Raw genomic sequence first — 25,957 nt, 5'->3', positions numbered from 1 at the left:
CACCGTGAAGCGAGTATGAAGCAGTTACAGCAGGCCCCCGCAGGGAGCACCGAGACAAACACCCTCTCCCGCGGACTTTCGGCACGACATATCCGCTTCATGGCCTTGGGATCGGCCATCGGCACCGGGCTGTTCTATGGTTCTTCCGCGGCCATCCAGGCCGCCGGCCCGGCCGTGCTGCTGGCCTACATGATTGGCGGCGCCGCGGTTTTCGTCGTCATGCGGGCCATGGGCGAAATGGCGGTGCGGCACCCGGTCTCCGGCTCCTTTGCCCAGTACGCGAGCGAATACTTGGGGCCCTTTGCCGGCTTCTTGACCGGCTGGACCTTCACCTTCGAAATGGCCATTGTGGCCATCGCCGACGTCACCGCCTTCGGCATTTACATGGGCTTTTGGTTCCCCGAGGTGCCCCGCTGGATCTGGGTGGCCGCCGTGGTGCTGTTCATCGCGGCGGTGAACCTCATGAAGGTGCGGGTTTTCGGCGAAACCGAATTCTGGCTGGCCGTGGTGAAGGTTGCAGCGATTCTGGCAATGATCGGTGGCGGCGCGGCGCTGATCGTCTTCGGTTTTCAGGCTCCCGGCAGCGACCATGCCACCGGCCTCGACACGCTACTGGCCGCAGGCACGCTCTTCCCCCATGGTTTCACCGGGTTGCTGCTGTCCTTCGCCGTGGTGATGTTCGCCTTCGGCGGCATCGAAACCATCGGCATCACCGCCGGCGAGGCCAAGGACCCGGCACGCGCGGTGCCGGCCGCCATCAACACCGTGCCCTGGCGCATTCTGCTGTTCTACGTGGCCTCGCTCGCGGTGGTCATGATGCTCTTCGACTGGCGGGCCATCGACGGTTCCTCGAGTCCGTTCGTGCAGATCTTTGAGGCGCTGGGGCTCCCGGCGGCGGCGCATGTGCTCAACGCCGTGGTGATTACCGCGGCGGTCTCGGCAATCAACGCCGATACCTTCGGTGCTGGCCGGATGCTCTACGCGATGGCCGGCCAGGGCCACGCCCCACGCTCCTTCGCCCGGGTCTCCGCCAATGGGGTGCCGTATCTGAGCGTGCTGGTGATGGCGCTGGTCCTTGTGCTCGGGGTGATCCTGAACGCGGTGCTGCCCCAGTCGCTGTTCCTGCTGATCGCCTCCGTGGCCACCTTCGCCACCGTCTGGGTGTGGATCATGATCCTCGCCTCCTATCTGGCCATGCGCCGCCGACACCCCGCCACCGGCGAGCGCGACGCCTACGAACTGCCCGGCGGCTCGCTCTCCGCGTGGGTGGCGCTGGGCTTCATGGGCCTGGTGGTGGCGTTGCTGGCGCTCAGCGCCGACACCCGGGTGGCGCTGTACACCGGTGGCTGCTGGTTGGCGTTACTCGGCCTGGGCTACCTGTGGCTAGGTCGGCGGCGAGCCAGCCGGGTGCCGCGGGCCTAACGCCGCGACCGGTGCTGGTTGCCAAGCTCACGTACCGGCGCTGCGGTGCGCCGGGAATGTGCGCGGTGGCGGCGTGGTTACACCGGGCATGAGCGAAACGACCCTGCGCGTAGACATCTTTTCCGACATCGCCTGCCCCTGGTGCTACATCGGCAAACGCCGTTTTGAAAAGGCGGTGGCCTCGTTGGAGTTCGCCGACCAGATTCAGGTGCACTGGCACGCCTATCAACTGGACCCGAGCCTGCCGGAACACTACCCGGGCAGCGAACATGAGTACCTGTGCCAGGCCAAGGGCATGGACCCGGCCGACGTCACCCGCATGATGGAACATGTCACCGAGCAGGCCGCCGGCGAGGGGCTGAACTACGACTTCGCGGCGCTACGCCCGGGCAACTCCTTCACCGCCTTGCGGCTACTGGCCTACGCCAAGACCCTGGGCAAGGGAGATCAGCTCAAGGAGGCCTTGCTCTCCGCACACTTCGAACGCGGACTGGATACCGCCGATGTCTCCACGCTCGCCTCGCTGGCCGCCGAGAACGGTTTGGACGCAACCACGGTCACCGAGCTGCTGGAGTCCACCGCCTACAGCGATGAGGTCAACGCCGATATCGCCCAGGCCCGGCAGCTGGGCATCAATTCGGTGCCCTTCTTCGTGCTCGAGGGCAAGTACGGGATCTCCGGGGCGCAACCGAGCGAGAACTTCGCCTCCGCCCTGCGTCAGGTGCATGCGGAACTTTCCGGGCCTGCGGCCTAACTACTGAGCACAGCGCAGCGTGCCCGGCCCGGTGGCCACCTTGCGCTCGCGGGCCAGGGATTCGAACTCCGCCCCCAGTTCCAGGTCGACGATCGCGTCCGTGCGGTTTTCGTCGAACACGAACACCGTCTCGGGCACCTGACGCTGAATGGCCAGCGCCGCGGCATATCCCTTCGGGCCGGCGATCACCGCGCCGGTCTGCTCCGCGTAGTCGCTGGACCCGGAGGTTGTGGCGTGAATGTCGAAGCCGCGCTCCTCCAGATCCTGCGAGGTGCGTGAGGCCAACCCGCCGCGCGTGGTCGCGTTGATTACGCGCACCGACACCTCCGCGGCCGGCGGCGGGGTGAATTCAAGGTCCGGGCAGCTCGGGTTCTCAATCGGTGGCTGTTCGCTGCGCGGGGCGGGGGCCGCCTGCCCGGGCAGTGTCACCACCCCGGTGAACACCGCATAGGCCAGGGCAAAGACCGCGAGCACCAGCACCGCCAGCACCCCAAAGACCCAGTTCTGCCGCAGCCGCCGACGGCGCTTGGCCGCCGCATCCGAGCTGAAGCTCAGCTCTGTCTCGGAGACAATATGCTGGCCATGCCATTCATTGGGGTCATCCTTGCGCCGTTGTCCCACGAATCCTTGCCCCTTTCACCCGGCGTGCCACGCTGTGCGCCCAGCCTATACAGCTCAGGTCGGCCCTGACGAGTCCAGGTCCAGGACTCGTGCGTGCATGACGGTGCGGTGGTGCAGCGCCGAACGCACCGCCCGGTGCAATCCGTCCTCCAGGTAGAGCGCCCCGTCGTAGCGCACCACGTGCGGGAACAGATCGCCATAGAAGGTCGAATCTTCGGCGAGCAGGGCCTCGAGGTCTAGGGTGCGTTTCGTGGTGATCAAATCGGCCAGCCGCACCTGTTGTGGCGGCAGGCTCGCCCAATCGGCCGGTGTGCGAAGCTCATGCTCGGGGTAGGGGCGCTCGTCGCCCACGGAACGAAAAATCACCTTTCCAGCATACGTTTGCCCCGCACTCTGACATATCTCGTCATCCACGGGCCCAGCTAGCGGCCCGGCACGCAGCGGGCGCATATTATGCGCCGAATCTCGGCACGAAGCAAAGTTTTTGACGCGTGGGTTAACTCGGGCAAATCCTACGTAACGAAGGCTAGTCACAAAGGTGCGCCCAGGTGCACCCTTGAGCTATGAACAACGCAATCACGCAGATCCCCGTGCTCGACATCTCCACCGCACGCAACGCGGATGGCTCCTTCAACGCCGAATTCGTCGACGCCCTGCGCGAAGCCGCGCACCGCGTGGGCTTCTTCCAGATCGTGGGATATGCCGCCTACCCCGGGCAGGATCGCGAACTGCTGGACACCATTGCGCAGTTCTTCGCCAAGCCCACCGATGAGAAGCTGAAGCTCGATAACCGCAGCAGCGCCCAGTTCCGTGGTTACACCCGCCTCGGCGCCGAGATCACCCGCGGACGTGCCGATTCCCGCGAGCAGATCGACTACGGACCAGAGCGCCCGGCCCTCGATACCGTGCCGGCCGACGCCCCCTACCTGAACCTGCAGGGCCCGAACCAGTGGCCTACGGATTTCCCGCAGCTCGAACAGCGCGCCATGGCCTGGGCCGAGCTCATGCACCACACGGGCCACGAACTACTCTCCGCGCTGTCCGTCGGGCTGGGTCTCCCCGAAGACTACTTCGACGAGCCTTTCGCCGACAGCCCGGCGTGGATGGGCAAGCTCGTGCACTATGTTGGCGGCGGGGCGGTACCTGGCGCCGGAAACCAGGGCGTGGGATTGCATGCCGACTACGGTTTCATCACCCTGTTGCTGCAAGACGAGGTCGGCGGTCTGCAGGTGCAGCCGCACGGGCAGGACAACTGGATCGACGTGCCACCCACGCCGGGGGCCCTGGTGGTGAACCTGGGCGAAATGCTCGAGGTGGCGACCGACGGCTACCTCATGGCAACCATCCACCGCGTGATTGCCCCGCCGAAGGATATTGACCGCTACTCGGTGCCCTTCTTCTACTCCCCGCGGCTCGACGCGGTGATCGAGAAGGTGCAGCTACCCGCCGAGCTGGCCGCCGCGGCCCGCGGTGTCTCGGATGATCCGCACAATCCGATGCTCGCCTCCTACGGCGCCAACGTGCTCAAGGGCTGGCTCCGCGCGCACCCGGAAACCGCCGCGCGGCATTACCCACAGCTGGTGAAGACTCGCAAGAGCGCGTAGCTACGAGCTTTACCCCTCCGCAGATCACGACCCGCGTCCCCGCCGTTCATCGGGGACGCGGGTCGCGACATGTTCGGCGTCGCACCTCAGCACTTGCCGTTCCAGATCGACCAGAGTATCGTTTTTCGATAGATAACAATCGCTTAACGATGGGACTCTGTCATGGGACGCGCCACCATACTCCTGCTAAAAATCGTGCTGGCCGCCGCCATACTCGGCGGGTTATTCGTGCAGTGCTTCATGATCCCGCTAGCCATCACCGACGGCCCCACGCCCGCACCACCGAACGAATACCAGCGCATCTCGGTGCTGCTCTACCTTGGCCTGCTCCTCTTGGCACTACAGGTCTGCGCCCTCTGCGTCTGGCGACTGGCGAGCATGGTGCATAAGCGCACCGTCTTCTCCCCCGCCGCCTTCAAGTTCGTCAACACCATCATCGGATGCGTCGGCTTCGCTGCACTGCTGACCCTGGCCCTCGGCGTCATCCTGGCCCCCGGCGAAGCCGTCCCGCCGGGAATCGTGCTCCTCGTTGGCGGGTTAGCGCTAGCCATGGGAGGCGTGGCATTGATCGTGGTCATCCTGCGATTACTACTCAAACAGGCCACAGACACCGAACTCGAGGCCACTCACCTGCGCGACGAACTCGGTGAGGTGATCTAGGTGGCGATCATCATCGATATCGACGTGATGCTAGCCCGGCGCAAAATGGCCGTGGGCGAGCTCGCCCAACGCATCGGCATTACGCCAGCCAATCTCGCGGTCCTAAAAAATGGCCGTGCCAAGGCGGTGCGTTTTACAACCCTCGAAGCACTTTGCCAGGCTCTCGACTGCCAACCAGGGGACCTCATGCGATGGGTACCCGACGCGGACGCCGAGGCACTGGACTAACGTCCCGGCGACGCCAACACGCAGAATTCATTACCCTCCGGGTCGCCCAAGACGACCCAGGGAACCTGCCCTTGCCCGACGTCCACGCGACGCGCGCCAAGGGCCAGCAACCGCCGCACCTCCTCATCCTGAGTGCAACCCACCGGGTTGACATCAAGATGTAGGCGGTTCTTCACTACCTTGGATTCTGCAACTCGCGCAAAGGTCAGCAGGCACGCCGCGGGGCCCTCCAGCTCGCGCGGCTCCCGACCTTCGGACGGGCCAATCGAAATCACGTCATCGCTCGCGTCGACCACCACATAGCCCAAAACTTGGCACCAGAAATCCGCCAGCTTTTGCGGCTCCATACAGTCGATCGCTACTTCGGTGAGCTTGCTGGCCATCGGCGCATCCTTTCGATTCCTCGCAAGCCCAGCATGCCACGACACCAGCGGCCCCGCCACGCCGACGGTGGATTAAACGACAACACCCCGGAAGATCGCTTTCGCAATCTTCCGGGGTGTTGACCTCGGCGGAGGATAGGGTGTGTAGCGTCACGACATATTAGACAGATGAGTCGCGACATCCTTGACACTTGGACATGTCTAAGAATCGCGTGATTGTCCATCAAATCCGAGACGCCGGGCTGACCGTCACCGAAGCCGCACAACGCCACAAACTCTCCCGCCAACGCATCTACCAATTACTCAAGGCCTACGATACCGGCGGCGATGAGGCCCTCGAACCACGCAGCCGGCGTCCGCACTCAAATTCCCGGGCCACCCGTTATCTTTTTGATAGCCCCCAACAAGAGGATCATGGGGGCTGTCGGCCGACCAGCCTCGGCATGGTGTCTTGCCCCTGTCTAATCAATGATCCGGGGGGTGTTGCCACCGAGGCTGGGAGGGCAGTGAGGTGATTGCTAATTAGGGGCACGACGCCACGCACCACCGGTGCACGGACGTCAGTCATAACGTGGATGTAAGACTTTGCTCCCGCAGGTTGGCCGACCGAATGAGGGACCAAGCGCAAAGGAGCCAGCCTCATGAAAACCGACGACATCCAGATCTTCCTCGGCCTCGATGTCGGCAAGACCGACCACTGGGCCTGTGCTGTCTGCACTGACGGCACCAAGATCTGGAACAGAACGTTGCCCAACGACGAAGCCAAGCTCACCAAGGTTTACCAAGAACTCAGCGCCAAGGGCACCATCCTGGTCGTCGTAGATCAACCGGCAACCATTGGCGCCCTGGCCGTCGCTGTCGCCCAGAATCTCGGTATTCCGGTGGCCTATCTGCCCGGACTTTCGATGAGGCGTATCGCAGATATGTATCCTGGCGCGGCGAAAACAGACGAAAAAGATGCCTTTATCATCGCTGACGCTGCCCGCACCATGCCGCACACGCTACGTAGCATCCAAGTCTCCGACGAGGACGAAGCCACCCTGGGCATGCTCACCGGCTTTGACCTGGACCTAGCCCGTCAGATCACTCAAACCAGCAACAGGATCCGCGGGCTATTCACCCAGATCCACCCGCCACTAGAACGGATCCTCGGTCCCTGGCTGGAACACGACGCGATCTTGGAAGTCCTCGCAGCCTGGCCCACCCCAGCTCAACTGAAGCACGCAGGCAAAGCCAGGATCGATGCGAAGTTCAAGAAGCACGGAGCCCGCCGCCACACCGCCTGGGCTTCAACCATCATCGCGGCCCTAGATGAGCAGACCGTCGTCGTGGTCGGCACCGACGCCGCAGGTCTGGTCATCCCGCATCTGGCCCGGCAACTGATCTCGTTGCATGCCCAGCGCGTGGACGTGGCCACACATTTGGAGGCCATGGTGGAGGCCCACCCTCTTTACCCGGTCCTGACATCCATGCCCGGGGTTGCCGTCAGGACCGCTGCGATCATCATTGCCGAGACCTCCGGCAAGACCTTCACCAGTGCTGCATCCCTGTCTTCTTACGCCGGCCTGGCACCAACCACGCGCCAGTCGGGCACGTCGATCAAGTCCGAGCGCGTTAGTCATTCAGGTAACAAGAGATTGAAACGAGCGCTCTTCCTCTCGGCGTTCGCCTCGATCAGGTTCGATCCGACTTGCCGGGCCTATTATGACCGGAAACGGGCTCAGGGCAAACGCCATAACCAAGCTCTGATCGCGTTGGCTCACCGGCGTCTCACCGTCCTGTTCGCGATGATCCGTGACGGATCGCTCTATGACGTTCCGGAGCTGAAAATTGCTTGACACAGAACATAGGGGCACCCCCCCAGACGATCGCGCAGCTGATCGTTAGCCTCCGCCTTAAGCTCACCGACGCCGGACTGGATGCAGGCCCCTTGACTATTCAGTACCACCTAGCCAAGGCCGGGGTGCAGGTCCCCTCAACCTCCACCATCCGTCGGATCCTACACGCCCAGGCACTGATCGTGCCCGACCCGAAGAAACGCCCACGCAGCTCCTACCACCGCTCCCTCGACCGCAAAACACCGAACGAGTGGTACCACCGTACGCTCAAAGCGCGGCCCCAAGCATGGAAAGTTACCAGAGACCGAGACTTTCGGATCCGGCACGATCGCACCGACGCCGCTGGCAAAGTCACGTTGCGCCACGACGGAGTCCTACACCACCTCGGGGTTCGGAAAGTCAACGCACGCAAGAAAGTCGTGATGATTATCGATCTCGAGGAAGTTATTGTCGTGGAAGCCGAAACCCGAAATATCCTCAGTCGCCACAGAATTGATCCGAGCCGGAACTATTGGCCCGACATACAGAAAATCCCCGGCCGTTGGCCGGGGATTCCCGATGATACTTTGTAAAGCATGTCGCGACTCATGTGTAAACCATGTCGCGACTCTTTACATCGGCGGAGGATAGGGGATTTGAACCCCTGAGGGCGTTAACCCAACACGCGTTCCAGGCGTGCGCCATAGGCCGCTAGGCGAATCCTCCTCAGCGCTCCGTAGAGCAGGTTCCAGCATACCGAAGATTTTCCCCAATCACGAATCGGACGGTCTCACTTACCTCTCCGCGCGAATCCCTCACCAAAATCCGCGGTATTCCGCGGCCGATCCCGCTGCATCCACCGCTTCAGGACTCGAAACCAAACTGTCGGTAGTGATCTGGATCATAGAAGTATGAGTAAACGAGAGGTATTTCACAGCGATGACGATCCGCATCGCCTGCATATCACTCCACCGGGTAGCCGCGAATACACCGCGCGCGACGGTACTTGGTCTGCAGAGATTGAAAGCGATCGCGTGTTTGGCACTTTGCTGGACACGGCAACCAAACTGCGTGACATGGGTGCGCCAGCCACGGCGGCCGAAGGCTTGTCCCGCCTCGAAACCATCGGACGACTCAGGAGCATGATTGACGCCGCCGAGGCGATGCTCCTTTCCGATAGCTTCGAACTCTCAATCCGCGAAGCCGAAGTTCAACGGACGGACCCATTGATCCCCGATGAGTTGCTTCGCGAAAAATCAGCCGAATGCTACGGCGTTAATCCCAGCGAGGAACCAACAATACGCTCGTCGTTCGTCGCTGAAGCCGCCGGCGCCTTGCGCGTCAGCGAACGATCCATGCAAACAAAGCTCATGACCGCCGAAGGTCTACGCTCGCTTTGCCCGGATACTTTCAACGCGCTGGCCAGAGCAGCCATAACCGGCAAGAGCGCCCAAGAAATTGTGCGGCATGCCCAAGATTTGCTCCCTGAAGATGTGGAGCAGATGGAAAAGGTTCTGTTGCCAATTGCGCACACAGCTTCGGACCAAACGGTTTCCAACCGGGCCCGCAAGATGCGAGATCGGCTCCATCCGCAGCCGGTCGAGGAACGTCATGAACAGGTACGCGAGGCACGTTCGGTTGTCTGGTGGCCCGAGGATGACGGGATGGCGGTACTTCGGGCCTATATGCCGGCCGAGGACGTCCTAGCCATCGTCAACACCATCAATTGGCACGCTGGAGCACATCGTGATCCCGACGATCAACGAAGTGACCAGCAGCTTCGGGTGGACATCCTCCGTGATGCGCTCCTCGACGGCTGGCCGGAACGTGCTGGCACTCCACTTAAGCCAAGGGTGGCCATCACCATTCCAGCGGTGGAGATGCTGGCCGATCCCAAGCGGACCCTTGCGGATCTCGAGGGTTACGGACCCATTCCATTGGGTGCGGCGCTCAAGCTCACCGAGCAGGCTCCGTCCTTTCTGAAGGTTCTCACGGATCCATGGACCGGTGCGGTTATAGATGTCGGCCGAACTCGATACCGGCCACCACAGGCACTGCGCGATTTGGTGCGTTACCGTGATCAAACCTGCCAGTTCCCCGGATGCAATCGCCTTCCGGAACGAAGCGAGATCGACCATATCGACGACTGGGCCAAAGGCGGCGGTACTACACGGAAGAACTGCCGGCTGCTCTGCAAGCAGCATCAGATGTTCAAGCACGCCTTGGGCTGGCAGGTGGTCTACCTGCCCGACGGCTCTGCCGAATGGCGTTCACCCCATGAGGTGGTCATGTTCGAAGTTCCCGGAAGCATCACGACACCTCAGGTTTTCGGTCAACGAGATGAGCCGCCAGCAATGTTGCCGGTGGTAAAACTCGACGGTCGGACCCGTCAGGCACTGGGGTGGCATGATGGCGAGGCTCGGGAGGCAGGGTAGTCATTTCCTCGGAAACGTCGCTGAGAGCAACCACACCTCACTCGATTTCCGTTCACCGCGAGTGGTCGGGTAAACTTCTTAATCGACCCCTCGTGTGGTGTCATCCTGTTGAACTCCCCCAGGACCGGAAGGTAGCAAGGGTAGATGGGCTCTGGCAGGTGCATGAGGGGTCTTTGACTTTTCTAGCAATCCGAATGGAGTCGTTGTGGGCGCTGGACGTTTCGCCCCCAGCCCGTCTGGGCCGCTCCACATTGGAAATTTGCGCACCGCCATTCTTGCGTGGCTTTTCGCCCGCTCCACCGGCCGCGAATTTCTGCTCCGCATCGAAGACCTAGATCGTGCACGTGCCGGAGCGCAGGAGCAACAACTTCACGAGCTTGAAGCCGTAGGACTGGATTTCGACGGCCCGTTCGTCGTGCAAAATGACCGCCGCGCGGTCTATCACGCGGCGGTAGACAACCTGCGCGCCCGTAATCTCGTTTACGAGTGCTACTGCACGCGCAAAGACATCGCGCAGGCAGCCAGCGCGCCTCATGCTGCCCCCGGTGCCTACCCCGGGACTTGCCGCAACTTATCCGACGCCCAACGCGCCGAAAAATCACGATCCCGTCCCGCCGCTATTCGCCTTCGCTCTGAGGTTGCCGAATTCACGATTCAGGACGAGTTATCGGGCGAAGTGACGGCTCCCGTCGATGATTTCGTGCTTCTTCGAAATGACGGTACCCCTGCCTACAATCTTGCAGTAGTAGTTGACGACGGAGAGTACGGGATCGATCAAGTCGTCCGTGGTGACGACTTGCTCTCATCGGCACCGCGACAGGCATACTTGGCCCAGCTTCTGGGGTATGAAATTCCGCATTACGCTCATGTCCCGATGGCCCTCAACGCTCAAGGGCAGCGGCTGGCCAAAAGAGACGGCGCGGTAACGCTCGAAGACCTTTCCGAGAAAGGTATAGATCCCCGGTTCGTGCGGTTCGGCTTGCTAGAGTCATTGAGCCTACCGGGCGCCTCGTTAGAGGCGGCCTTGGCCGCTTTCGACCCAGCGCGACTGCCACGTGAACCGTGGATAGTCGAGCCAGATGAATTTGTTCACCAGTTGATGCCGCGGGCATCGCACAACGGATAGGGTACCGGTGTGAGTACAGCGCTTTACCGCAGATATCGTCCCGACACCTTTGCCGACGTTATCGGGCAAGAGCATGTGACCGCTCCCCTGATGACCGCGCTGGAAAAGAACCGCGTCAATCACGCCTACCTATTTTCCGGCCCCCGTGGTTGCGGTAAAACCACCAGCGCGCGCATCTTGGCGCGATGCCTGAACTGCGCCGAGGGCCCCACCGCAACCCCTTGCGGAACCTGCCCCAGCTGCCGTGATCTGGCCAGCGGCGGCCCCGGTTCGCTCGATGTCATCGAAATCGACGCTGCAAGCCATGGCGGTGTCGAAGACGCACGCGATCTACGCGAACGCGCAACCTTTGCGCCCTCGCGCGACCGCTTCAAAATATTCATCATTGACGAAGCCCACATGGTCACCCCTGCCGGCTTCAACGCATTGTTGAAGATCGTTGAAGAGCCACCGGCGCACATTAAGTTCATCTTCGCGACCACCGAGCCGGACAAGGTCATCGGCACCATCCGGTCACGCACCCACCATTACCCTTTCCGTTTGGTGCCGCCCGAGGCTCTCCTGGCCTACCTGCAGTTGCTCTGCGAACGCGAGAACGTGCCCGTCTCTGACGGGGTACTCCCCTTGGTTATCCGCGCAGGTGGAGGTTCGGTACGCGATACGCTTTCGGTGCTCGACCAGCTCATGGCCGGTGCGGGAGCAAACGGCGTCGATTACGAGATGGCCACCTCGTTGCTGGGCTTTACGCATGCGACCTTGCTCGATGATGTCACCGAGGCACTACGCACGGCAGACGGGGCCGCACTCTTTGGTGCCATTGATCGGATTGTGCAAAGCGGTCAAGACCCGCAACGATTTGTCGAAGATCTCTTGGAACGCCTGCGCGACATGATTATTGCCAAGGCCGTGCCCGAGGGACTCGAAAAGATTCTGCGTGCTACTCCGGTTGATCAGCTCGACATCCTGCGTGAACAGTCAGCGCAGGTTGGCTCGGCCGAAATCAGCCGCTGGGCCGACGTCACCAACCAGGCGCTGAGCGATATGACCGGAGCAACCAGTCCGCGCCTGCACCTCGAACTGTTGGCAGCGCGATTGCTCCTACCCGCCGCCGATCAGTCCGAACGCTCGCTTGCAGCACGCCTTGATCGCCTAGAACGCCATGCCATGACTGGTGGCGGGTTGCCGGAGCTGGGAGAAGATCTGGCTGCGGACGCCGCGGCTTCTTCACCGACCGCCCCGGCTCCTGGAGTTGTGCGCAAGGGAGCCGCCGCAGTGCGTGAAGCACTAGCGGCCGCCAAGGCTGGTGCCCCCGATGCACAACCGGCAGCTGCCACGCCACAACAGAGCGAAGCGCCTTCGGCTCCTGCAGCTCCACAACCTGCGGCGCCGCAACCTGTTGCGTCGCAGCCTGCGGCACCTGCTCAGGAACCCACTGCATCCGCCGACGCGAACCCAGATCCGGCTCGCCAAGAGCCCCAGCCGCAGCAGCCCAGCGAAAATTCAGCGCAGCCCGACGCCGACGGACCACTAGACCCGGAAGCTAATCGTTCGTTGAATCAAGGAGCGGACGCGGATTGGGGTGCCACCTGGGGGCCAAAGGACGAAGGTACGCCGGTGACAACACCTGTGCAGCCTGGGCCCAGCGTCCCGGACGAGCGCCCAGACGGTGTTTCGCCCTTCAGCCTAGTTCCCGACCCCGATGAAGATCTGTCCTTCGGCACCGGCGTCTCAATCGACGATGTTAAGCAGAACCCTGCCATGGCAGAGTTTGCGCGACGTGCCGCGGCGAATCGCCCACAGTCCGCACCGCAGCAGAACCAAACCTCGCAAGCACCACAGCAACGTCAGTCTGCCGCTAGCATGAACCAACCACAGCACGATCACGCCGCCGAAGCGCAGCGTCAACAGCAGGTTGAACAACAGCATCAGGCCGAGGAAGCGGCTCGACGCGAAGCCGCCGAACGCGAAGCAGCACAACGCGCCGAGGCTCAGCGACAAGCAGAAGAAGCGGCACGACGCGAAGCCGAACAGCGCGCCGAGGCCGAACGCCAACAGCAGGCCGAAGCCCAGCGACAGGCCGAGGAAGCCGCCCGACGCGAAGCCGCCGAGCGTGAAGCTGCGCAACGCGCCGAGGCCCAGCGACAAGCGGAAGAATCCGCACGTCAAGAAGCGGCACGACTTGAAGCTGAAGCGCGCGCGGAGGCCCAGCGTCAGCAGCATGTTGAACCACAGCGGCAGGTCGCGGCCCCGCAGGCTCCTAATACGGCGCAGCCGCAGCAAGGCCAGCCGCAGCAGCAAGGCCAGGCTCCATCGGGCTCTGGCGTGCAGGCGTTCCAGCAGGCGTGGCCTAGCATTCTGCAACAACTGCAATCCAGCTCGCGGGTTCTGCACTCGATGGTGGCTAACTACGCCACGATCGCCGGATTCGACGGACGCACGTTGACCCTCGCGTTCAATAACAAGGGTCCACTCAACAACCTCAACAACCGCCCCGACATGATGCAGTTGTTGACCAACGTTGTGTCGCAAACGGCCCAGCGGCAAGTGAATATTGTGCTCACGGAAGGCGGCTCTGCTCCAGGCGGTGGTGGCAACCCAAAAGGTGATCGCCGGCCCGAGCCGGCGCGTTTAGTAGCTACCGCACCGGCTGCTCCGGCGCCTCGGGGTGCCAGCGACTCAGCTCCGGCACCTAGTAGAGCGCCAGAAGCGTCGCGCCCAGCGCCTTCCAGGCCAACGGCACCGGCAACAAGCGGTCCCTACGGCGAGGCCCCCTACCCGGACGAGCCTCCGTTCGACGAGTACTACGACGCGCCACCTGCGGGAGGCGACCCTTACGGGTACCCGGATCCGGTGGCACCTGCCGAACAGAGACAGCGTCCCACCGATTCGGTGTCCACGCCGCGTCTGGTATCGAAGCCCGAACCGGCCGCTGCCCCGGCGCCGAGCCGTGCTCCGCGTAGTTTCGATGGACCCCCGGTGGCGCCGAAGCCGGTGATGACCGCTGGCATGGCCGCGCGCACTGCCGAACAGGCAGGACGCCCCACCATCGAGCGCCCTGTCTCCGCGACACCACTGCATCCAGGCAGCACCACCGATACGTTCGCGGCCATGGCGGTTCCTGCGCCCGAGGAGCCGGCTCCAACCAGAGCGCCGGAATCCGGCACTCCGGCCCGGACCCCGGAGCCAGACCCGCAGGATTCGCACGACCCGGCTCCCCGCCCGGTAGAGCAACCGGCAGCACCACCGGCACCGGAGAGCACCTCGCCTGAACCGCAACGCGATTCCGCGCGCCCTGCGGCGCCGCCTAAGCCCGCGGCTAGCGGTTGGGGCGACCCCGCGCGGTCCGGTCTCGACGTCCAGCCACCATCCGAACCTGCCCCACAAGCACCGGAGGCGGGCAAGAAACTCAGCCGCTATCAACAGCTCATGAGCCAGGCGCAGAGTCCGAGCAACGGCGGCAACGTACCCGCGCCGACCGCTGGCAACTGGGGGGCTCCGGCCCCCACGGCCCCTGTCCCCGAACCGGCTCCCGAGCCGGAGGACTTCGTGCCCAGCGATGACGACATCGCCGTCGAGGACTCGGCCCTTATCGGCGTTCCAGCCATCGAGCGGTTGCTCGAGGGTGTGGTCATCGAACAACGCGACGTTAACGGCAACGTGGTGGAGATCAACCGCGGCCTTTAACCCAAACCGTCGTGGTGAGACAATACAGTCAAGACAGCGAAACTTTACAGCGGTGGGAACCCCCACCGCGCGGTAACCGAAAGGAATGTGGCACAGGTGTACGAAGGCGCAGTGCAGGAACTGATCGACGAGCTCGGTCGCTTGCCTGGCATCGGCCCAAAGTCGGCCCAACGCATCGCCTTCCATATTCTGGATTCCGACGCGCAGGAAATGACGAAGCTGGCTGCGGCGATCCAGACGGTTAAGGAGAAGGTGAAGTTCTGCACCGTCTGCTTCAACATCTCCGAGCAGGAGACCTGTGCCATCTGCCGCGACGAACGCCGCGACGGTAGCAAGATCTGCATCGTCGAGGAGTCAAAGGACGTGTTGGCCATTGAGCGAACGCGGGCCTTTAACGGTCTCTACCACGTCCTCGGCGGCTCGATTAATCCGATGCAGGGCATCGGCCCGGAACAATTGCGCATCCGCGAACTCCTCTCCCGCTTGGGCGATGAGTCGATCACCGAATTGATCCTGGCCACCGACCCCAACCTCGAGGGCGAGGCAACCGCCACCTATTTGGTGCGTACCCTGCGCCCACTGGGTATCGAAATTTCCCGGCTGGCCTCGGGCCTTCCGGTCGGCGGAGATCTGGAGTATGCCGACGAGGTCACCTTGGCACGTGCCTTTGAGGGGCGCCGGCTGGCTGGTAGCGGCGCAGCTCCCGCCGCCTCAAAGGACACCGACGTTGAGGTGTCTACCGCATCCTCCGACGGATAGTCTGCCCGCTATTTGCGCAGCGTTGAGCCCCTCGCGCGAAATTTTGCGCGGCAACGACGCGGCCCGGTACTTACCTGCCCCGAGATCTGTTCGAGCAACAAGTCCAACGCATCGGCGCAGACCACTTCGGGCTTTAGCTGTACGGCGCTGATGGCCGGGCGGCTGAAGCGTGCCGATTCGGCATCCGACCCGGTCGCCACCAGAAGGTCGTGGGGCACCCGAAGCCCGAGATCGGTGGCCGCATGCAACACCCCGCAGGCATGGCGGGCGGTCATGGCGTAGATGGCATCGGCGCTTCCCTCGCCTAAAATTCGGGGCAGGAGCTCTGCCGCGCCGCCTACTCCACTGGCTTCGGCTAGACGATACACCCGCGGCGATAGGTCGTATTCCTGGCACCAGCTCAGATAGGCAAGCTCGCTGTCGATATTCCACGCGTTTTCATCGGCTCCGCGGAGCAGGACCGGGTGGCGTGCACCCTGTCGGCGAAGGTGTTCGAGCACGTGGGTACAGCTTTCTGCATCGTCCTCGGAAGCCCAGGCGGTAAATTCCGGTCGGTCGGGGTCGGCCCCGACGGTGACATAAGGAATGCCACGGTTTCGAAGCAGGTCAATCACCGGGTCGGCACGATGTGGGGATATCACCACGTAGCCGTCTAGTGCGAAGGAAATGGTCGGAATATTCGTTCCGGTCAAATCCGGGAGGATCATCGGGGCATAGCCTCGCTGTAGTGCGAGAGCGCTCATCGCGCTTAGTGTGTGGCTGAAAGCGTCGACTCCCGGATGGAAGTACTCCCCCAAGACATCCAGCGATCGATAGACCACCCCGATGGCTCCGAGGGGCGCATTGCGTAGTCCACGAGCTAGCGCGTCGGCTTGGTACCCAATGCGGGCTGCGGTGTGGATGATTCGCTCTCGGGTCTGTTCACTGAGCGTCCCCTTGCCGTTCAGGGCGTGCGAAACGGCCGTTATCGAGACGTTTGCGGCCCGCGCCACATCATGAATCGTCGTCTTTCTAGCCCGCGCCATCTAGGAACCTCTCTTTTCGCCCTGATCAACGGCTAGTTAAATTTACCCTTTCGAACTCGTTGTATAAAACGTTTTATATCCTTAACGTGTAATTCAGTTCACTGGCACCGGGCATCACATGCAAGATGCACACTCGAGAAAAGAGCACTGAATGCGCCTTCACAGCTTCCGCACCACCACCCTTGACCCCGCCGCGCGTGGTCAGGAACTCGCAGCTCGCTTTGGCACCCTGATCACGCGAAACGTCCGAGACTACCTGTTGCACTTCTCCGCGAAGTCAATCCCAGAGACTCAGGTACGAAGCACCGCGGAAAACTGCTTCGAGGCACTACATGAATGGGACGCCGGACTGGCCCTTGAACTGCGCGCGCAAGCCGAGGCACTGGAGATCGAGCTCTGGCAACTGTCCGCCTTGAATGCACGCACCGAGGTGCTCGCGGCGGCCGAGCCCAGCCGCGAAGGAGAGTGCTCCACGAGCGCTTTCCTGTCCGGGCGTGGTGCACCGGTGACGCTACAGACGTGGGACTGGCATCCGCACCTCGCGGCCGACGGGTTGCTCCACGAACTCGAATGCGCTGGCTCGCGTCGCGTCAAGCAATTCACGGAATTCGGCATCAACGGGAAGATCGGAGTGAACTCCGACGGACTGGGCCTACACTTCAATATCCTTGCCCACGCCACGGACCATCCGGGCGGCGGCGTGCCCGTTCACTCCATTGCACGCTCGGTTCTCGAGCGCGCAACCACTCTCGATGAGGCAATCGACCTTACCGCCGACGCGTCGGTCTGCGCCTCCACGGTACTCACCGTGGTCACCGGGGGCGATCGCCCGGAAGTTGCGAGCCTCGAATTCAGCCCGCTTGGCCAGCGCATCGTCAACCGCACCGACAATGGCTGGGCGCTGCATACCAACCACTTCCTCGACGCCGGACTCTTCAGCCAAGATGTCATGCCAGCCGATTCCACCACTGCGGAACGCTATGACTACCTGAGCCAGCGCACTTCTGGCGCGGCGGCCGCTTCCACCGCGGAGCTGCTCGACTTGCTGGCCAGCGGACCCGATGAACAACCGCTACTCTGCATGGCTCCGGAGCCGGGGAAACCCGCCACCGAACAGTGGGAAACCCTGCTGAGCATCGGCCTAGACACCGACAACTTCACACTGCAGTACTCGAACACAAATCCCGACCTCGCCAGCCGAGACGGCCTGCTCACCTTCTAGATCCCAGGACCGAGATGAACCGCACCGATACATCCACTCGACCCAAAATTTCTACCGGCAAGATCTTCATGGTCGCCGGCTTCGGCACGGCGATGGAGTTCTATGACTTCACCATTTACGGCCTTGCCGCCGCACTAATCTTTCCCAAGTTATTCTTCCCAGATTTCGACCCACTAGTCGGGACGATTATTGCCTTCGCCGCCTTCGGCTCGGGGTTCCTGGCCCGCCCCCTCGGTGGCATTGTCTTTGGCCATTTCGGCGACAAGTACTCACGTCGAACCGTACTGATCACCACGCTGATCATCATGGGCACCAGTACCTTCCTCATTGGCTGCCTGCCTGGCTATGCCACCCTAGGAGTCGTCGCCCCAATCTTGCTCGTCCTGCTCCGACTGCTTCAGGGTTTCTCGGCCGGCGGCGAATGGGGCGGAGCATCGCTGACCGGCGTAGAGAACGCACCGGAGCATAAGCGCGGCCTCTTCGGTAGCTTCACCTCCATGGGCTTCGGGCTAGGTAGCCTCGTAGGTTCTGGAGTGTTCGCCCTGCTGACCCTGATGCCCGAGGAGCAACTACTCGCCTTCGGCTGGCGGATTGCATTCTGGATCGGTGGCGCACTGGTACTCGTCGGAGTCATCGCACGAACCCGTATGCCGCAGGAAGAACCCTCCGAGCACAAGGCCACCGGCGCCCCACTTATTCGGGCCCTACGCAAGCACCCAAAACAAATTCTGCTCGCCATTGGCGTGGCCTTCGGCTACAACACCCTGGCGTACATCGGCTCCATTTTCACCGTCACCTATGCCGAACAGCGCGACTACTCCCCCACGATTTCCATGGTCCTGCAGGTTCTTGGTGCCGCCGTGTTTGTCATCGCCGCCCCGCTCATGGCCTCGCTGTCGGATAAATACGGGCGTAAACGAATCGTGGGTTGGGGCACCGCCCTGTATGCCGGGTTCTTCTTCCTCTTCTTCCCCATGGTTGATGGGCATGTTGTCTGGATGGTGGTGCTGGCCTATGCGCTGATCAACATCTTCATGGCTGCCCCGCAGGGCTGCATCCCGGCCTTCCTTTCGGAGCAGTTTCCCCGCGAGACCCGCATGTCAGCGATCAGTGCGACCTATCAAACCGGCGCAGCCCTCGGCGGCGGTACCGCGGCCACCGTGGCGGCAGCACTCTTCGCGGCCTTTGGAGGCAACCCCATCGGTGTAGCGCTGTACACCGCATTTGCCTCGTTGGTGCTCATCGGCTGCGCCGCCGGATTGCGCGAGACCCATAAGGTTGCCACCCGCAATCTGGGTATCACCGCAACACCGCAAGAAGCTTTCGCCAACTAACCTCCGACAACCGTTGCGCTGGCGGGCCGGGATTCGATCCCGGCCCGCCGGTGTGCGTTAACGGGTGGCTACCCATAACTGACTGCTACCCACGCGGGTGCCGAGCATGCCCGACGGGTGTCGTTCACGACTGCTGCCGACGTGCCGGAGCTCACGGCCTCGTGAGACGAATTTTAGTTGCGGTTCGTCAACCAAAGTTCTATAGTTGACAACAATCAACCAATCGTTAAGGAGCCTCAGATGACCACTGCATCGCAGGTCCAGCCTCCGAAAATGAACCACCGGGAAGTACTACAGTCACTGACCGGTCTGCTCATGGGCATGTTCGTTTCCATCCTGGCCGGCACCGTCGTATCCAGTTCGCTACCGGTGATCGTTTCCGATCTCAACGGCAGCCAAACCGCCTACACCTGGGTAGTGACCGCTACCCTGTTGGCCACCACCATTTCCACCCCGATTTGGGGCAAGTTCGCCGACCTCGGCAACCGCAAACTGCTGTTGCAGATTGCACTGGGCTTGTTCGTAGCCGCCTCGGCGGCCGCCGGTTTCGCGCAGGACACGAACTTCCTGATCACCATGCGTGTAGTTCAGGGTCTGGCCGGTGGCGGTATGGGCGCGCTGAGCCAGATCGTCATGGCCGACATCCTGTCTCCGCGTGAACGCGGCAAGTACATGGGGCTCTTTGGTGCCGTGATGGCCCTTGGCACCGTGGGTGGCCCGCTGATCGGTGGCTTCATCACCGACACCATCAATTGGCGGTGGAACTTCTTCGTTGCCCTGCCGGTTGCCGTAGTGGCGATCATTCTGATCCAGCGCACCCTGCACCTGCCAGCGCATACCAAGCGTGCCGTGAAGATCGATTACCTTGGCATCGTTCTTTTGTCGGCCGGTGTCGCCGCCCTGCTGATCTGGATGTCGCTGGGCGGTAGCGAATTCGAGTGGAACTCGATCACCAGTTGGACCATGGTCGGCGGTTCGGTTCTCGCCCTGCTGCTGTTCGTGGTTGTGGAGCTCAGGGCCGAAGAGCCACTGATCAACCTCTCGCTGTTCAAGAACCGCACCTTTACCTTCGCGGTCATCGCCTCGCTGGCCGTGGGTGTCTCGATGTTTGGCACCTCGGTCTTCCTGAGCCAGTACATGATCATGGCTCGCGGTGCGAGCGCCACGCAGGCAGGTTTGATGACCTTCCCGATGATGGCCGGCCTGCTGGTTATCTCCACCGTGGCTGGCGCAATGATCTCGCGCTTCGGTAAGTGGAAGGCCTTCGTGGTCACCGGCTCGTTCCTGCAGCTCGCTGGCCTGTTCCTACTGGGCACGATCCACTACGACACCGAGTTCTGGGTTGTGGGTCTGTACATGTTCATTCTGGGTGCCGGCGTCGGTCTGGTCATGCAGAATATGGTGCTGGTCGTGCAGAATGCGGTGAACCCGCAAGAGTTGGGCGTGGCCTCCTCGGCCGTGAACTTCTTCCGCACCCTCGGCGGTACCGCCGGAACCGCCGGGCTCGGCGCCATCCTCGCCGCGAACATCCCGAACATGATCGCCGACCGTCAGTCCGATTTGGTTGCCGCGCTGGCAACCCTCGGCGATAAGGCCAAGGAAGTCACCGCAGCCCTCGGTTCGGGAACCATGCCAAGCATCTCCAGCCTGCCCGAACCGGTACGTGTAATCCTCGAGTCGGTCTACGGCGACGGCGTGGCCCACCTCTTTGCGGTCGCCGCCCCGATCTCCCTGATCACCATCGTGGCCGTGTTGCTGATCCCGAACCAGTCGCTGAGCACCAAGACCAACACCCAGCGTCTGGCCGAGGAGAACGACGGATCCGAGCTCGGTCCTACCGAAGCCTAGGGGAAAGTCATGGACGCAACCGCTTCACTCCCTGCCCGTAGCGATCTGCTCGATGCCACCGAACAGGAGCTTTTCGCGCTGATCTCCATCACCGCGAAGTCGCGCAAGCAACTGGCGGCGGCATTGGACGAACGGCTCCCGCCCTCTGCCCTGCCGGTGCTTGGGATGGTGATGCACGCGTCGAGGATCAGTCAGTCGGAAATCTGCGAGCATCTCATGACGGACAAGGCCAGCCTGTCGCGGCTCGTCGCGCGGCTGGAAGAGACCGAAATGATCGCTCGCGAGATCGATGAAAACGATCGTCGAGTGGTGCATCTGATCCCGACGGACTTCGCTCGCGAACGCTGGCAGGACCTGAGCAACCAGTGGCGCGCAAAACTGCGTGAACGTATTTCCCACTGGAGCGATGAGGACCTGGATCGGCTGGTTCACCTGATGGTTCGGCTGAACACGGATCTGCGCTTGCTCTAGCTCGGATCGTTACTAGCCACGTCGCTTCGGAGAAGATTCTCCAAGGCGACGTGGCTACACTTCTGTCCATGGGTATCCGAAGTAGCAATCTCCCGGCCATCGAGCAAGCCACCAGACGGAATTGGGAAAGCTGGTGTGAGCTGTTGGAGCAACACGGCGCGGCGGATCTACCCCACGCGCAGATCGCCGATCGCGCCGTGGAACATATGCCCGATGATCTGGCGAACCCCGGCTGGTGGGCCCAATCGGTGGCGGTGGCCTATGAACAACACATTGGTCGGCGTCTGCCCGGGCAAGCAGCCGACGGAAGCTTCCAAGGATCGGTGAGTAGGACTCTCGAGGCCGATCTCGATCATGCGCTGGATCTGTGGCGGGCGCAGGTTGCCACGCTCAGTACCTTCAACGGCGCTTCGTTGCTGGGTAAGCCCACCGAGTCGGGCAGCGAGAACTGGCGCTACTGGCGAGCAGCCTTTTCCGACGGGTCGCGAGTTTCGGTCGACATCGGCCAAAAGGGAAATAAGACCTCGCTCAGCGTCAACCAGCGCAAAATTCGTGAACCGGAGAATCTGGCCTCATGGAAGGACTTCTGGAAGCAAGTCTTGGGCTCACTGGATAGCTGAGTAGGCGATCCTTAGGCTTACCGGCGAGGGCGTTGGACAATATGACCAATGTTTACCCGGCCAACTAGGCGAATGGTTGACTCTGCTGTCACAATGAGTGATTGGTAGATATGCTGCAAGTGCGCCGCGATCCGCGTACCTCGCGGTCATCGTCTTCGCACCGGCGGCAATACACAACTCACAAGCTGGAGCGTGCTTGCCCATGAGCCTCATTGTTCAAAAGTTCGGTGGTTCTTCCGTCTCGGATGCCGAGGGCATCAAACGTGTCGCGCGCCGAATTATTGACACCAAGGCCAAGGGCAACGAGGTCGTCGTCGTGGTCTCCGCAATGGGCGACACCACCGATGATCTGCTCGACTTGGCCGGTCAGCTCACTAGCGATGCCCCGGCCCGTGAGATGGATATGTTGCTCTCCGCCGGTGAACGCATTTCCATGTCGCTGCTGGCCATGGCCATCAACGAGCTCGGCGAGCAGGCGGCGTCCTTCACCGGTTCTCAAGCCGGGTTGATCACCGACGCCACCCACGGCAAGGCCCGCATTATGGAGGTCTCCCCGCAGCGCGTGCGCCGGGCCATCGACCGCGGCTATGTGGCGATCGTCGCCGGCTTCCAGGGCATGAGCAAGGAAACCAACAACATCACCACCATGGGCCGTGGCGGTTCCGACACCACCGCAGTCGCCCTAGCCGCCGCACTGGATGCGGACGTCTGCGAAATCTACACCGACGTGGACGGCGTCTACACCGCCGATCCGCGCGTGGTGTCCTCGGCCAAGAAGATCGAAACGATCTCCAGCGAGGAAATGCTTGAGATGGCCGCCAGCGGCTCGAAGATCCTGCACCTACGCTGCGTGGAATACGCCCGCCGTTTTGGTGTGCCGCTGCACGTACGCTCCTCCTTCAGCACCCACGAAGGCACCTGGGTGCTGCCCGACCCCGACGACAAGATCACCATTCAAGAGGGAGAACCCTTGGAACAGCCCATCATCTCCGGCGTTGCCCACGACCACTCCGAGGCTAAGGTCACCGTCATTGGCGTGCCCGATATCCCCGGCAAGGCAGCGCAGATCTTCGGCGTCATTGCCGCCGCGCAGGCCAACATCGACATGATCGTGCAGAACATTTCAACGCACGGCTCGGGTCACACCGACATCTCCTTCACCCTGCCGATGACCGAGGGCAAGCGCGTTATCGACGCGCTGAATACCGCCAAGGCCGAAATCGGTTTCGAGGACATCGAGTACAACGAAGAGGTGGGCAAGCTTTCCCTCGTCGGTGCCGGCATGCGCTCAAACCCGGGGGTATCCTTCACTTTCTTCGAGGCCCTGCACCAGGCCGGGGTGAATGTGGACATGATCTCGACCTCCGAGATCCGCATCTCCGTGGTCACCGACGCCGATAAGCTCAACGACGCGGTCCGCGCGATCCACTCGGCTTTCGACCTCGATACCGATATCGAAGCCACCGTCTACGGCGGAACCGGTCGCTAGGCGACCAGCACTCGTGCAGCGCGAGGCGATCACCGATGCGGTGATCGCCTCGCGCTCTTTTTTGGAGGACACATGAGCAGAGCTCCCCTAGCCACGGTGCCCACCGGTGCGGTGCCCGTCCCCTCCGTGGTGCAGGCCGCCGCGGGTGGACGCGAGGTCACCCCGGTGTGGCGCAATCAGGTTGGCGGTCTCACCTTCCGCTTCGAACCAAGTGGCGAGCGGCAGGAGGTGCACTTCGCCAAGTGGTCAGCGACCGAGGCCGGGATCGATCTCTGCGACGAAGCCGAGCGACTGGATTGGGCCCGCTCCTATGCCAGCGTGCCTGAGGTGGTGGAGTTGCGCGAAGCGGAAGAGGGACAGCTGCTGATCACTAGGGGGTTGCCGGGCACCAGTGCCGTGGACCCGAGATGGATCCGACGTCCGCGACGCGCCGCACGTGCCCTCGGTGCCGCGCTGCGGCACCTGCACGAGAACCTGCCGTTGGATGCGTGCCCGTACCGCTGGGATGTCGAGACGCGGCTTGCCGAACTGCCCACCACCGAGCGCGCCGATTTCCGCGCCCAGGCACCGACCGAAGATCTGGTGGTATGCCACGGCGATGCCTGCGCCCCGAACACGCTCCTCGATGACCGCGGGGAACTATCCGGGCACGTGGACCTTGGCACGTTGGGGGTCGGCGACCGTTGGGCCGACCTGGCCGTGTTGGCGTGGAGCGCCGAATGGAACTATGGCCCCGGTCTGACCGATCTGGTCTATGCCGGCTACGGGGTGAGTGCGGATGCGCGTCGAGCCGACTACTACCGACGACTTTGGGATGCCACCTAACGCAAGCTGTCGCTAGCGTTGCGGTTGCAGGCTTGTGCTGTAGACAACCTCGCCCAGTGCGTTGCGAAGCGAGACGTTGAACTGATCGTCCTCATCCAATTCGACGTGACCGAAGTACTGGCTCTTTCCGTCGCGTGGTGACTGGTTCGGGGCGCGGCCGGCCTGTGCAAAGACCACCTCGGGTCCAAAGGTGCCATCCATCGGATTCGGGCCGAAGGACCCGGCGTTGACCGGCCCGGCCACGAATTCCCAGAACGGTTCGAAATCGGTGAAGGCCGCACGCTGCGGCGCATAGTGGTGGGCGGCGCAATAGTGCACGTCGGCGGTGAGGAAAACGACGTTGCGTACCTTGCGGCGTTTCAGCTCGGCCAGCAGCCGGGCCAGTTCGAGTTCGCGCCCCAAGGGTGCCCCGTGTTCGGCATTGGCGATGGATTCCTGCGCCGCACCGTCGGGCACCACAATCCCCAGCGGCAGATCGTTGAGGATCACCTTCCAGGTGGCAGTGGAGGCCGCTAGTTCCCGAATGAGCCACTGCAATTGCTCTTCGCCGAGGATCGAGGTGCCATCCACCTCCTTGCCGTCGCTGTTCGGGTTTTTGAAACTGCGCATGTCTAGGGCGAACAGGTCTAGCTGCGGGCCGCGGGAAATTTTGCGATAGATGCGCGTCGGCTCGAACCCGCTGCCCGGGCGCAGCGAACGGGCGTCGGCGATCGGCTGATATTCCTGCCAGGCCCGCCGGCCACGGGCGGCAAGCACGTCGACCTCGCGCACCGTGTAGCGCTCATCGTCGATACGTTCTCCGGGGTACCAGTTATTGTGCGTCTCGTGATCATCCCATTGCGCGATGATGGGTACCTCGCTGTAGAGGGCCCGCACGTTGTGATCGAGCAGGTTGTAGCGGTGCCGCCCGCGGAACTCGGCCAGCGTTTCGGCCACCTTGGTGACTTCCTCGGTGAGCACATTGCGCCAGATTTGCCCGTCGGGTTCGCGCACCGTCTCGGACAGCGGCCCGTCGGCGTAGATGGTGTCGCCCGAGTGGATGAAGAAGTCCGGCTTCAGCGCATGCATGGCCGCGTAGGTGCGCATGCCACCGATGTCGGGGTTGATCCCCCAGCCCTGCCCGGCCGTATCCCCGGTCCAGACGAAGCTCTGCCGGCGCTTAGCTCCGTGGTTGCGTTTCCCGGTCAACGACAGCGCGGTGCGGAAGCTGCCCGATTCGAGTTGGCCGATGGTCCCGTGTTCATCTTCGAACCCGATGTCCAGCGCAAAGCGGGTGCCGGCGGGCAACTGGGTGGCGGCGATCTTCGCGGTGTAGTCGCTCTCCGGGCCGGCTAGCGACCCGCGCAGGGTGCGGCTGAACTGTCCGCGCCCGCGAATCACCGCGCCCGATTCGTCGATGGCGCGAAGCTTGGCGATCAGCCGCCCACGCCCGGAGGATCGGGCCCACAACACGGCAGAATCGGTGCCGGGATCTCCCATGCTAAAACCGTGCGTCAGCGCCAGGCGTTCACGCATCAGGCGTGGGGCGCTGGCGCCCGCGGAGGGGCCCAGTAGCGTTAAGGCGCCGGCCGAGAGGGCGCCGGTCATTAGCGTGCGTCGCGAAAGAGTGCTCACCCGATAAAGCCTGGCG

General features: G+C 62.6%; 24 protein-coding genes, 1 tRNA gene and 1 other RNA gene. 20 read left to right on the top strand and 6 right to left on the bottom strand.

Going from position 1 to position 25,957, the window contains the following annotated elements; translation table 11 throughout:
• Window positions 1-15 precede the first annotated feature (15 nt).
• Window positions 16-1,422 carry an amino acid permease gene (locus ACYU0X_RS01980; RefSeq protein WP_461901964.1) on the top strand — a complete coding sequence of 469 codons (1,407 nt, stop codon included), beginning with the start codon at window positions 16-18 and terminating at the stop codon, window positions 1,420-1,422.
• Window positions 1,423-1,510: 88 nt separating this feature from the next.
• Window positions 1,511-2,176 carry a DsbA family oxidoreductase gene (locus ACYU0X_RS01975; protein WP_461901963.1) on the top strand — a complete coding sequence of 222 codons (666 nt, stop codon included), beginning with the start codon at window positions 1,511-1,513 and terminating at the stop codon, window positions 2,174-2,176.
• Here ACYU0X_RS01975 and ACYU0X_RS01970 read toward each other — a convergent pair whose 3' ends face one another.
• Entirely contained in the window at window positions 2,177-2,797 is a 621-nt protein-coding gene (locus ACYU0X_RS01970) for a LytR C-terminal domain-containing protein (protein ID WP_461901962.1), read from the bottom strand.
• Window positions 2,798-2,851: 54 nt separating this feature from the next.
• A complete protein-coding gene (locus tag ACYU0X_RS01965; protein WP_418908261.1) occupies window positions 2,852-3,163 on the bottom strand; it encodes a type II toxin-antitoxin system VapB family antitoxin in 312 nt (103 codons plus the stop codon).
• 197 nt (window positions 3,164-3,360) lie between these two features.
• Between ACYU0X_RS01965 and ACYU0X_RS01960 the strand changes: the two genes are divergently transcribed.
• From ACYU0X_RS01960 to ACYU0X_RS01950, 3 genes are all read left to right on the top strand, one after another.
• Window positions 3,361-4,401, top strand: coding sequence for an isopenicillin N synthase family dioxygenase (locus ACYU0X_RS01960; RefSeq protein WP_461901961.1), 1,041 nt, complete (start codon window positions 3,361-3,363; stop codon window positions 4,399-4,401).
• Between the two features lie 162 nt (window positions 4,402-4,563).
• Entirely contained in the window at window positions 4,564-5,061 is a 498-nt protein-coding gene (locus ACYU0X_RS01955; RefSeq protein WP_461901960.1) for a DUF2975 domain-containing protein, read from the top strand.
• Window positions 5,062-5,289 (top strand): helix-turn-helix domain-containing protein, encoded by a 228-nt coding sequence (locus tag ACYU0X_RS01950; protein WP_461901959.1) that lies wholly within the window; start codon window positions 5,062-5,064, stop codon window positions 5,287-5,289. It begins immediately after the preceding gene.
• Here the strand turns inward: ACYU0X_RS01950 and ACYU0X_RS01945 are convergent.
• Window positions 5,286-5,672 (bottom strand): VOC family protein, encoded by a 387-nt coding sequence (locus tag ACYU0X_RS01945; protein ID WP_461901958.1) that lies wholly within the window; start codon window positions 5,670-5,672, stop codon window positions 5,286-5,288. The two genes, ACYU0X_RS01950 and ACYU0X_RS01945, sit on opposite strands and share 4 nt — an antisense overlap.
• Before the next feature lie 197 nt (window positions 5,673-5,869).
• On the opposite strand from ACYU0X_RS01945, the gene ACYU0X_RS01940 reads away from it, so the two are divergent.
• The 3 genes from ACYU0X_RS01940 (at window position 5,870) to ACYU0X_RS01930 (ending at window position 8,082) form a co-directional block, all read left to right on the top strand.
• Entirely contained in the window at window positions 5,870-6,187 is a 318-nt protein-coding gene (locus tag ACYU0X_RS01940; protein ID WP_461900735.1) for a helix-turn-helix domain-containing protein, read from the top strand.
• A 126-nt stretch (window positions 6,188-6,313) separates the two neighbouring features.
• Window positions 6,314-7,510: an IS110 family RNA-guided transposase gene (locus ACYU0X_RS01935; RefSeq protein WP_418908024.1), complete on the top strand. Its 1,197-nt coding sequence runs from the start codon at window positions 6,314-6,316 to the stop codon at window positions 7,508-7,510.
• A 92-nt stretch (window positions 7,511-7,602) separates the two neighbouring features.
• Complete coding sequence (locus ACYU0X_RS01930; RefSeq protein ID WP_461901957.1) at window positions 7,603-8,082, top strand: hypothetical protein; 480 nt, start codon at window positions 7,603-7,605, stop codon at window positions 8,080-8,082.
• A gap of 48 nt (window positions 8,083-8,130) precedes the next feature.
• Here the strand turns inward: ACYU0X_RS01930 and ACYU0X_RS01925 are convergent.
• Window positions 8,131-8,215 (bottom strand) — tRNA-Ser (locus ACYU0X_RS01925).
• Between the two features lie 185 nt (window positions 8,216-8,400).
• On the opposite strand from ACYU0X_RS01925, the gene ACYU0X_RS01920 reads away from it, so the two are divergent.
• The 5 genes from ACYU0X_RS01920 to recR all read left to right on the top strand — a co-directional run bounded on the left by ACYU0X_RS01920 (window position 8,401) and on the right by recR (window position 15,493).
• Window positions 8,401-9,924, top strand: coding sequence for an HNH endonuclease signature motif containing protein (locus ACYU0X_RS01920; RefSeq protein ID WP_461901956.1), 1,524 nt, complete (start codon window positions 8,401-8,403; stop codon window positions 9,922-9,924).
• A gap of 81 nt (window positions 9,925-10,005) precedes the next feature.
• An RNA gene (ffs, locus tag ACYU0X_RS01915) (signal recognition particle sRNA small type) lies at window positions 10,006-10,102 on the top strand.
• 27 nt (window positions 10,103-10,129) lie between these two features.
• Entirely contained in the window at window positions 10,130-11,050 is a 921-nt protein-coding gene (gluQRS, locus tag ACYU0X_RS01910) for a tRNA glutamyl-Q(34) synthetase GluQRS (RefSeq protein ID WP_461901955.1), read from the top strand.
• Between the two features lie 9 nt (window positions 11,051-11,059).
• The gene (locus tag ACYU0X_RS01905; protein WP_461901954.1) at window positions 11,060-14,734 is read left to right on the top strand and encodes a DNA polymerase III subunit gamma and tau; all 3,675 of its coding nucleotides are present in this window, start codon (window positions 11,060-11,062) and stop codon (window positions 14,732-14,734) included.
• Between the two features lie 96 nt (window positions 14,735-14,830).
• On the top strand, window positions 14,831-15,493 hold the full coding sequence (recR, locus tag ACYU0X_RS01900) for a recombination mediator RecR (protein ID WP_418909286.1): 663 nt from the start codon (window positions 14,831-14,833) through the stop codon (window positions 15,491-15,493).
• Window positions 15,494-15,501: 8 nt separating this feature from the next.
• On the opposite strand, the gene ACYU0X_RS01895 is transcribed toward recR, so the two are convergent.
• A complete protein-coding gene (locus ACYU0X_RS01895; protein WP_461901953.1) occupies window positions 15,502-16,485 on the bottom strand; it encodes a LacI family DNA-binding transcriptional regulator in 984 nt (327 codons plus the stop codon).
• A gap of 184 nt (window positions 16,486-16,669) precedes the next feature.
• Between ACYU0X_RS01895 and ACYU0X_RS01890 the strand changes: the two genes are divergently transcribed.
• From ACYU0X_RS01890 to ACYU0X_RS01860, 7 genes are all read left to right on the top strand, one after another.
• Complete coding sequence (locus ACYU0X_RS01890; RefSeq protein WP_461901952.1) at window positions 16,670-17,740, top strand: C45 family autoproteolytic acyltransferase/hydolase; 1,071 nt, start codon at window positions 16,670-16,672, stop codon at window positions 17,738-17,740.
• 14 nt (window positions 17,741-17,754) lie between these two features.
• A complete protein-coding gene (locus ACYU0X_RS01885) occupies window positions 17,755-19,074 on the top strand; it encodes an MFS transporter (RefSeq protein ID WP_461901951.1) in 1,320 nt (439 codons plus the stop codon).
• A 240-nt stretch (window positions 19,075-19,314) separates the two neighbouring features.
• Window positions 19,315-20,922: a DHA2 family efflux MFS transporter permease subunit gene (locus tag ACYU0X_RS01880; RefSeq protein ID WP_461901950.1), complete on the top strand. Its 1,608-nt coding sequence runs from the start codon at window positions 19,315-19,317 to the stop codon at window positions 20,920-20,922.
• Between the two features lie 9 nt (window positions 20,923-20,931).
• A complete protein-coding gene (locus ACYU0X_RS01875) occupies window positions 20,932-21,393 on the top strand; it encodes a MarR family winged helix-turn-helix transcriptional regulator (RefSeq protein ID WP_461901949.1) in 462 nt (153 codons plus the stop codon).
• Window positions 21,394-21,461: 68 nt separating this feature from the next.
• Complete coding sequence (locus ACYU0X_RS01870) at window positions 21,462-22,013, top strand: hypothetical protein (RefSeq protein WP_461901948.1); 552 nt, start codon at window positions 21,462-21,464, stop codon at window positions 22,011-22,013.
• Between the two features lie 202 nt (window positions 22,014-22,215).
• Window positions 22,216-23,502 carry an aspartate kinase gene (locus tag ACYU0X_RS01865; protein WP_461901947.1) on the top strand — a complete coding sequence of 429 codons (1,287 nt, stop codon included), beginning with the start codon at window positions 22,216-22,218 and terminating at the stop codon, window positions 23,500-23,502.
• Window positions 23,503-23,574: 72 nt separating this feature from the next.
• Window positions 23,575-24,327 (top strand): phosphotransferase, encoded by a 753-nt coding sequence (locus tag ACYU0X_RS01860; protein ID WP_461901946.1) that lies wholly within the window; start codon window positions 23,575-23,577, stop codon window positions 24,325-24,327.
• 12 nt (window positions 24,328-24,339) lie between these two features.
• Here ACYU0X_RS01860 and ACYU0X_RS01855 read toward each other — a convergent pair whose 3' ends face one another.
• Window positions 24,340-25,941, bottom strand: coding sequence for an alkaline phosphatase D family protein (locus ACYU0X_RS01855; RefSeq protein ID WP_461901945.1), 1,602 nt, complete (start codon window positions 25,939-25,941; stop codon window positions 24,340-24,342).
• Window positions 25,942-25,957 lie beyond the last annotated feature (16 nt).

The organism is Glutamicibacter sp. X7, assembly GCF_054889245.1.
The sequence above is the reverse complement of the archived record's forward strand: the minus strand, read 5'-3'. Positions and strand labels throughout refer to the sequence as shown.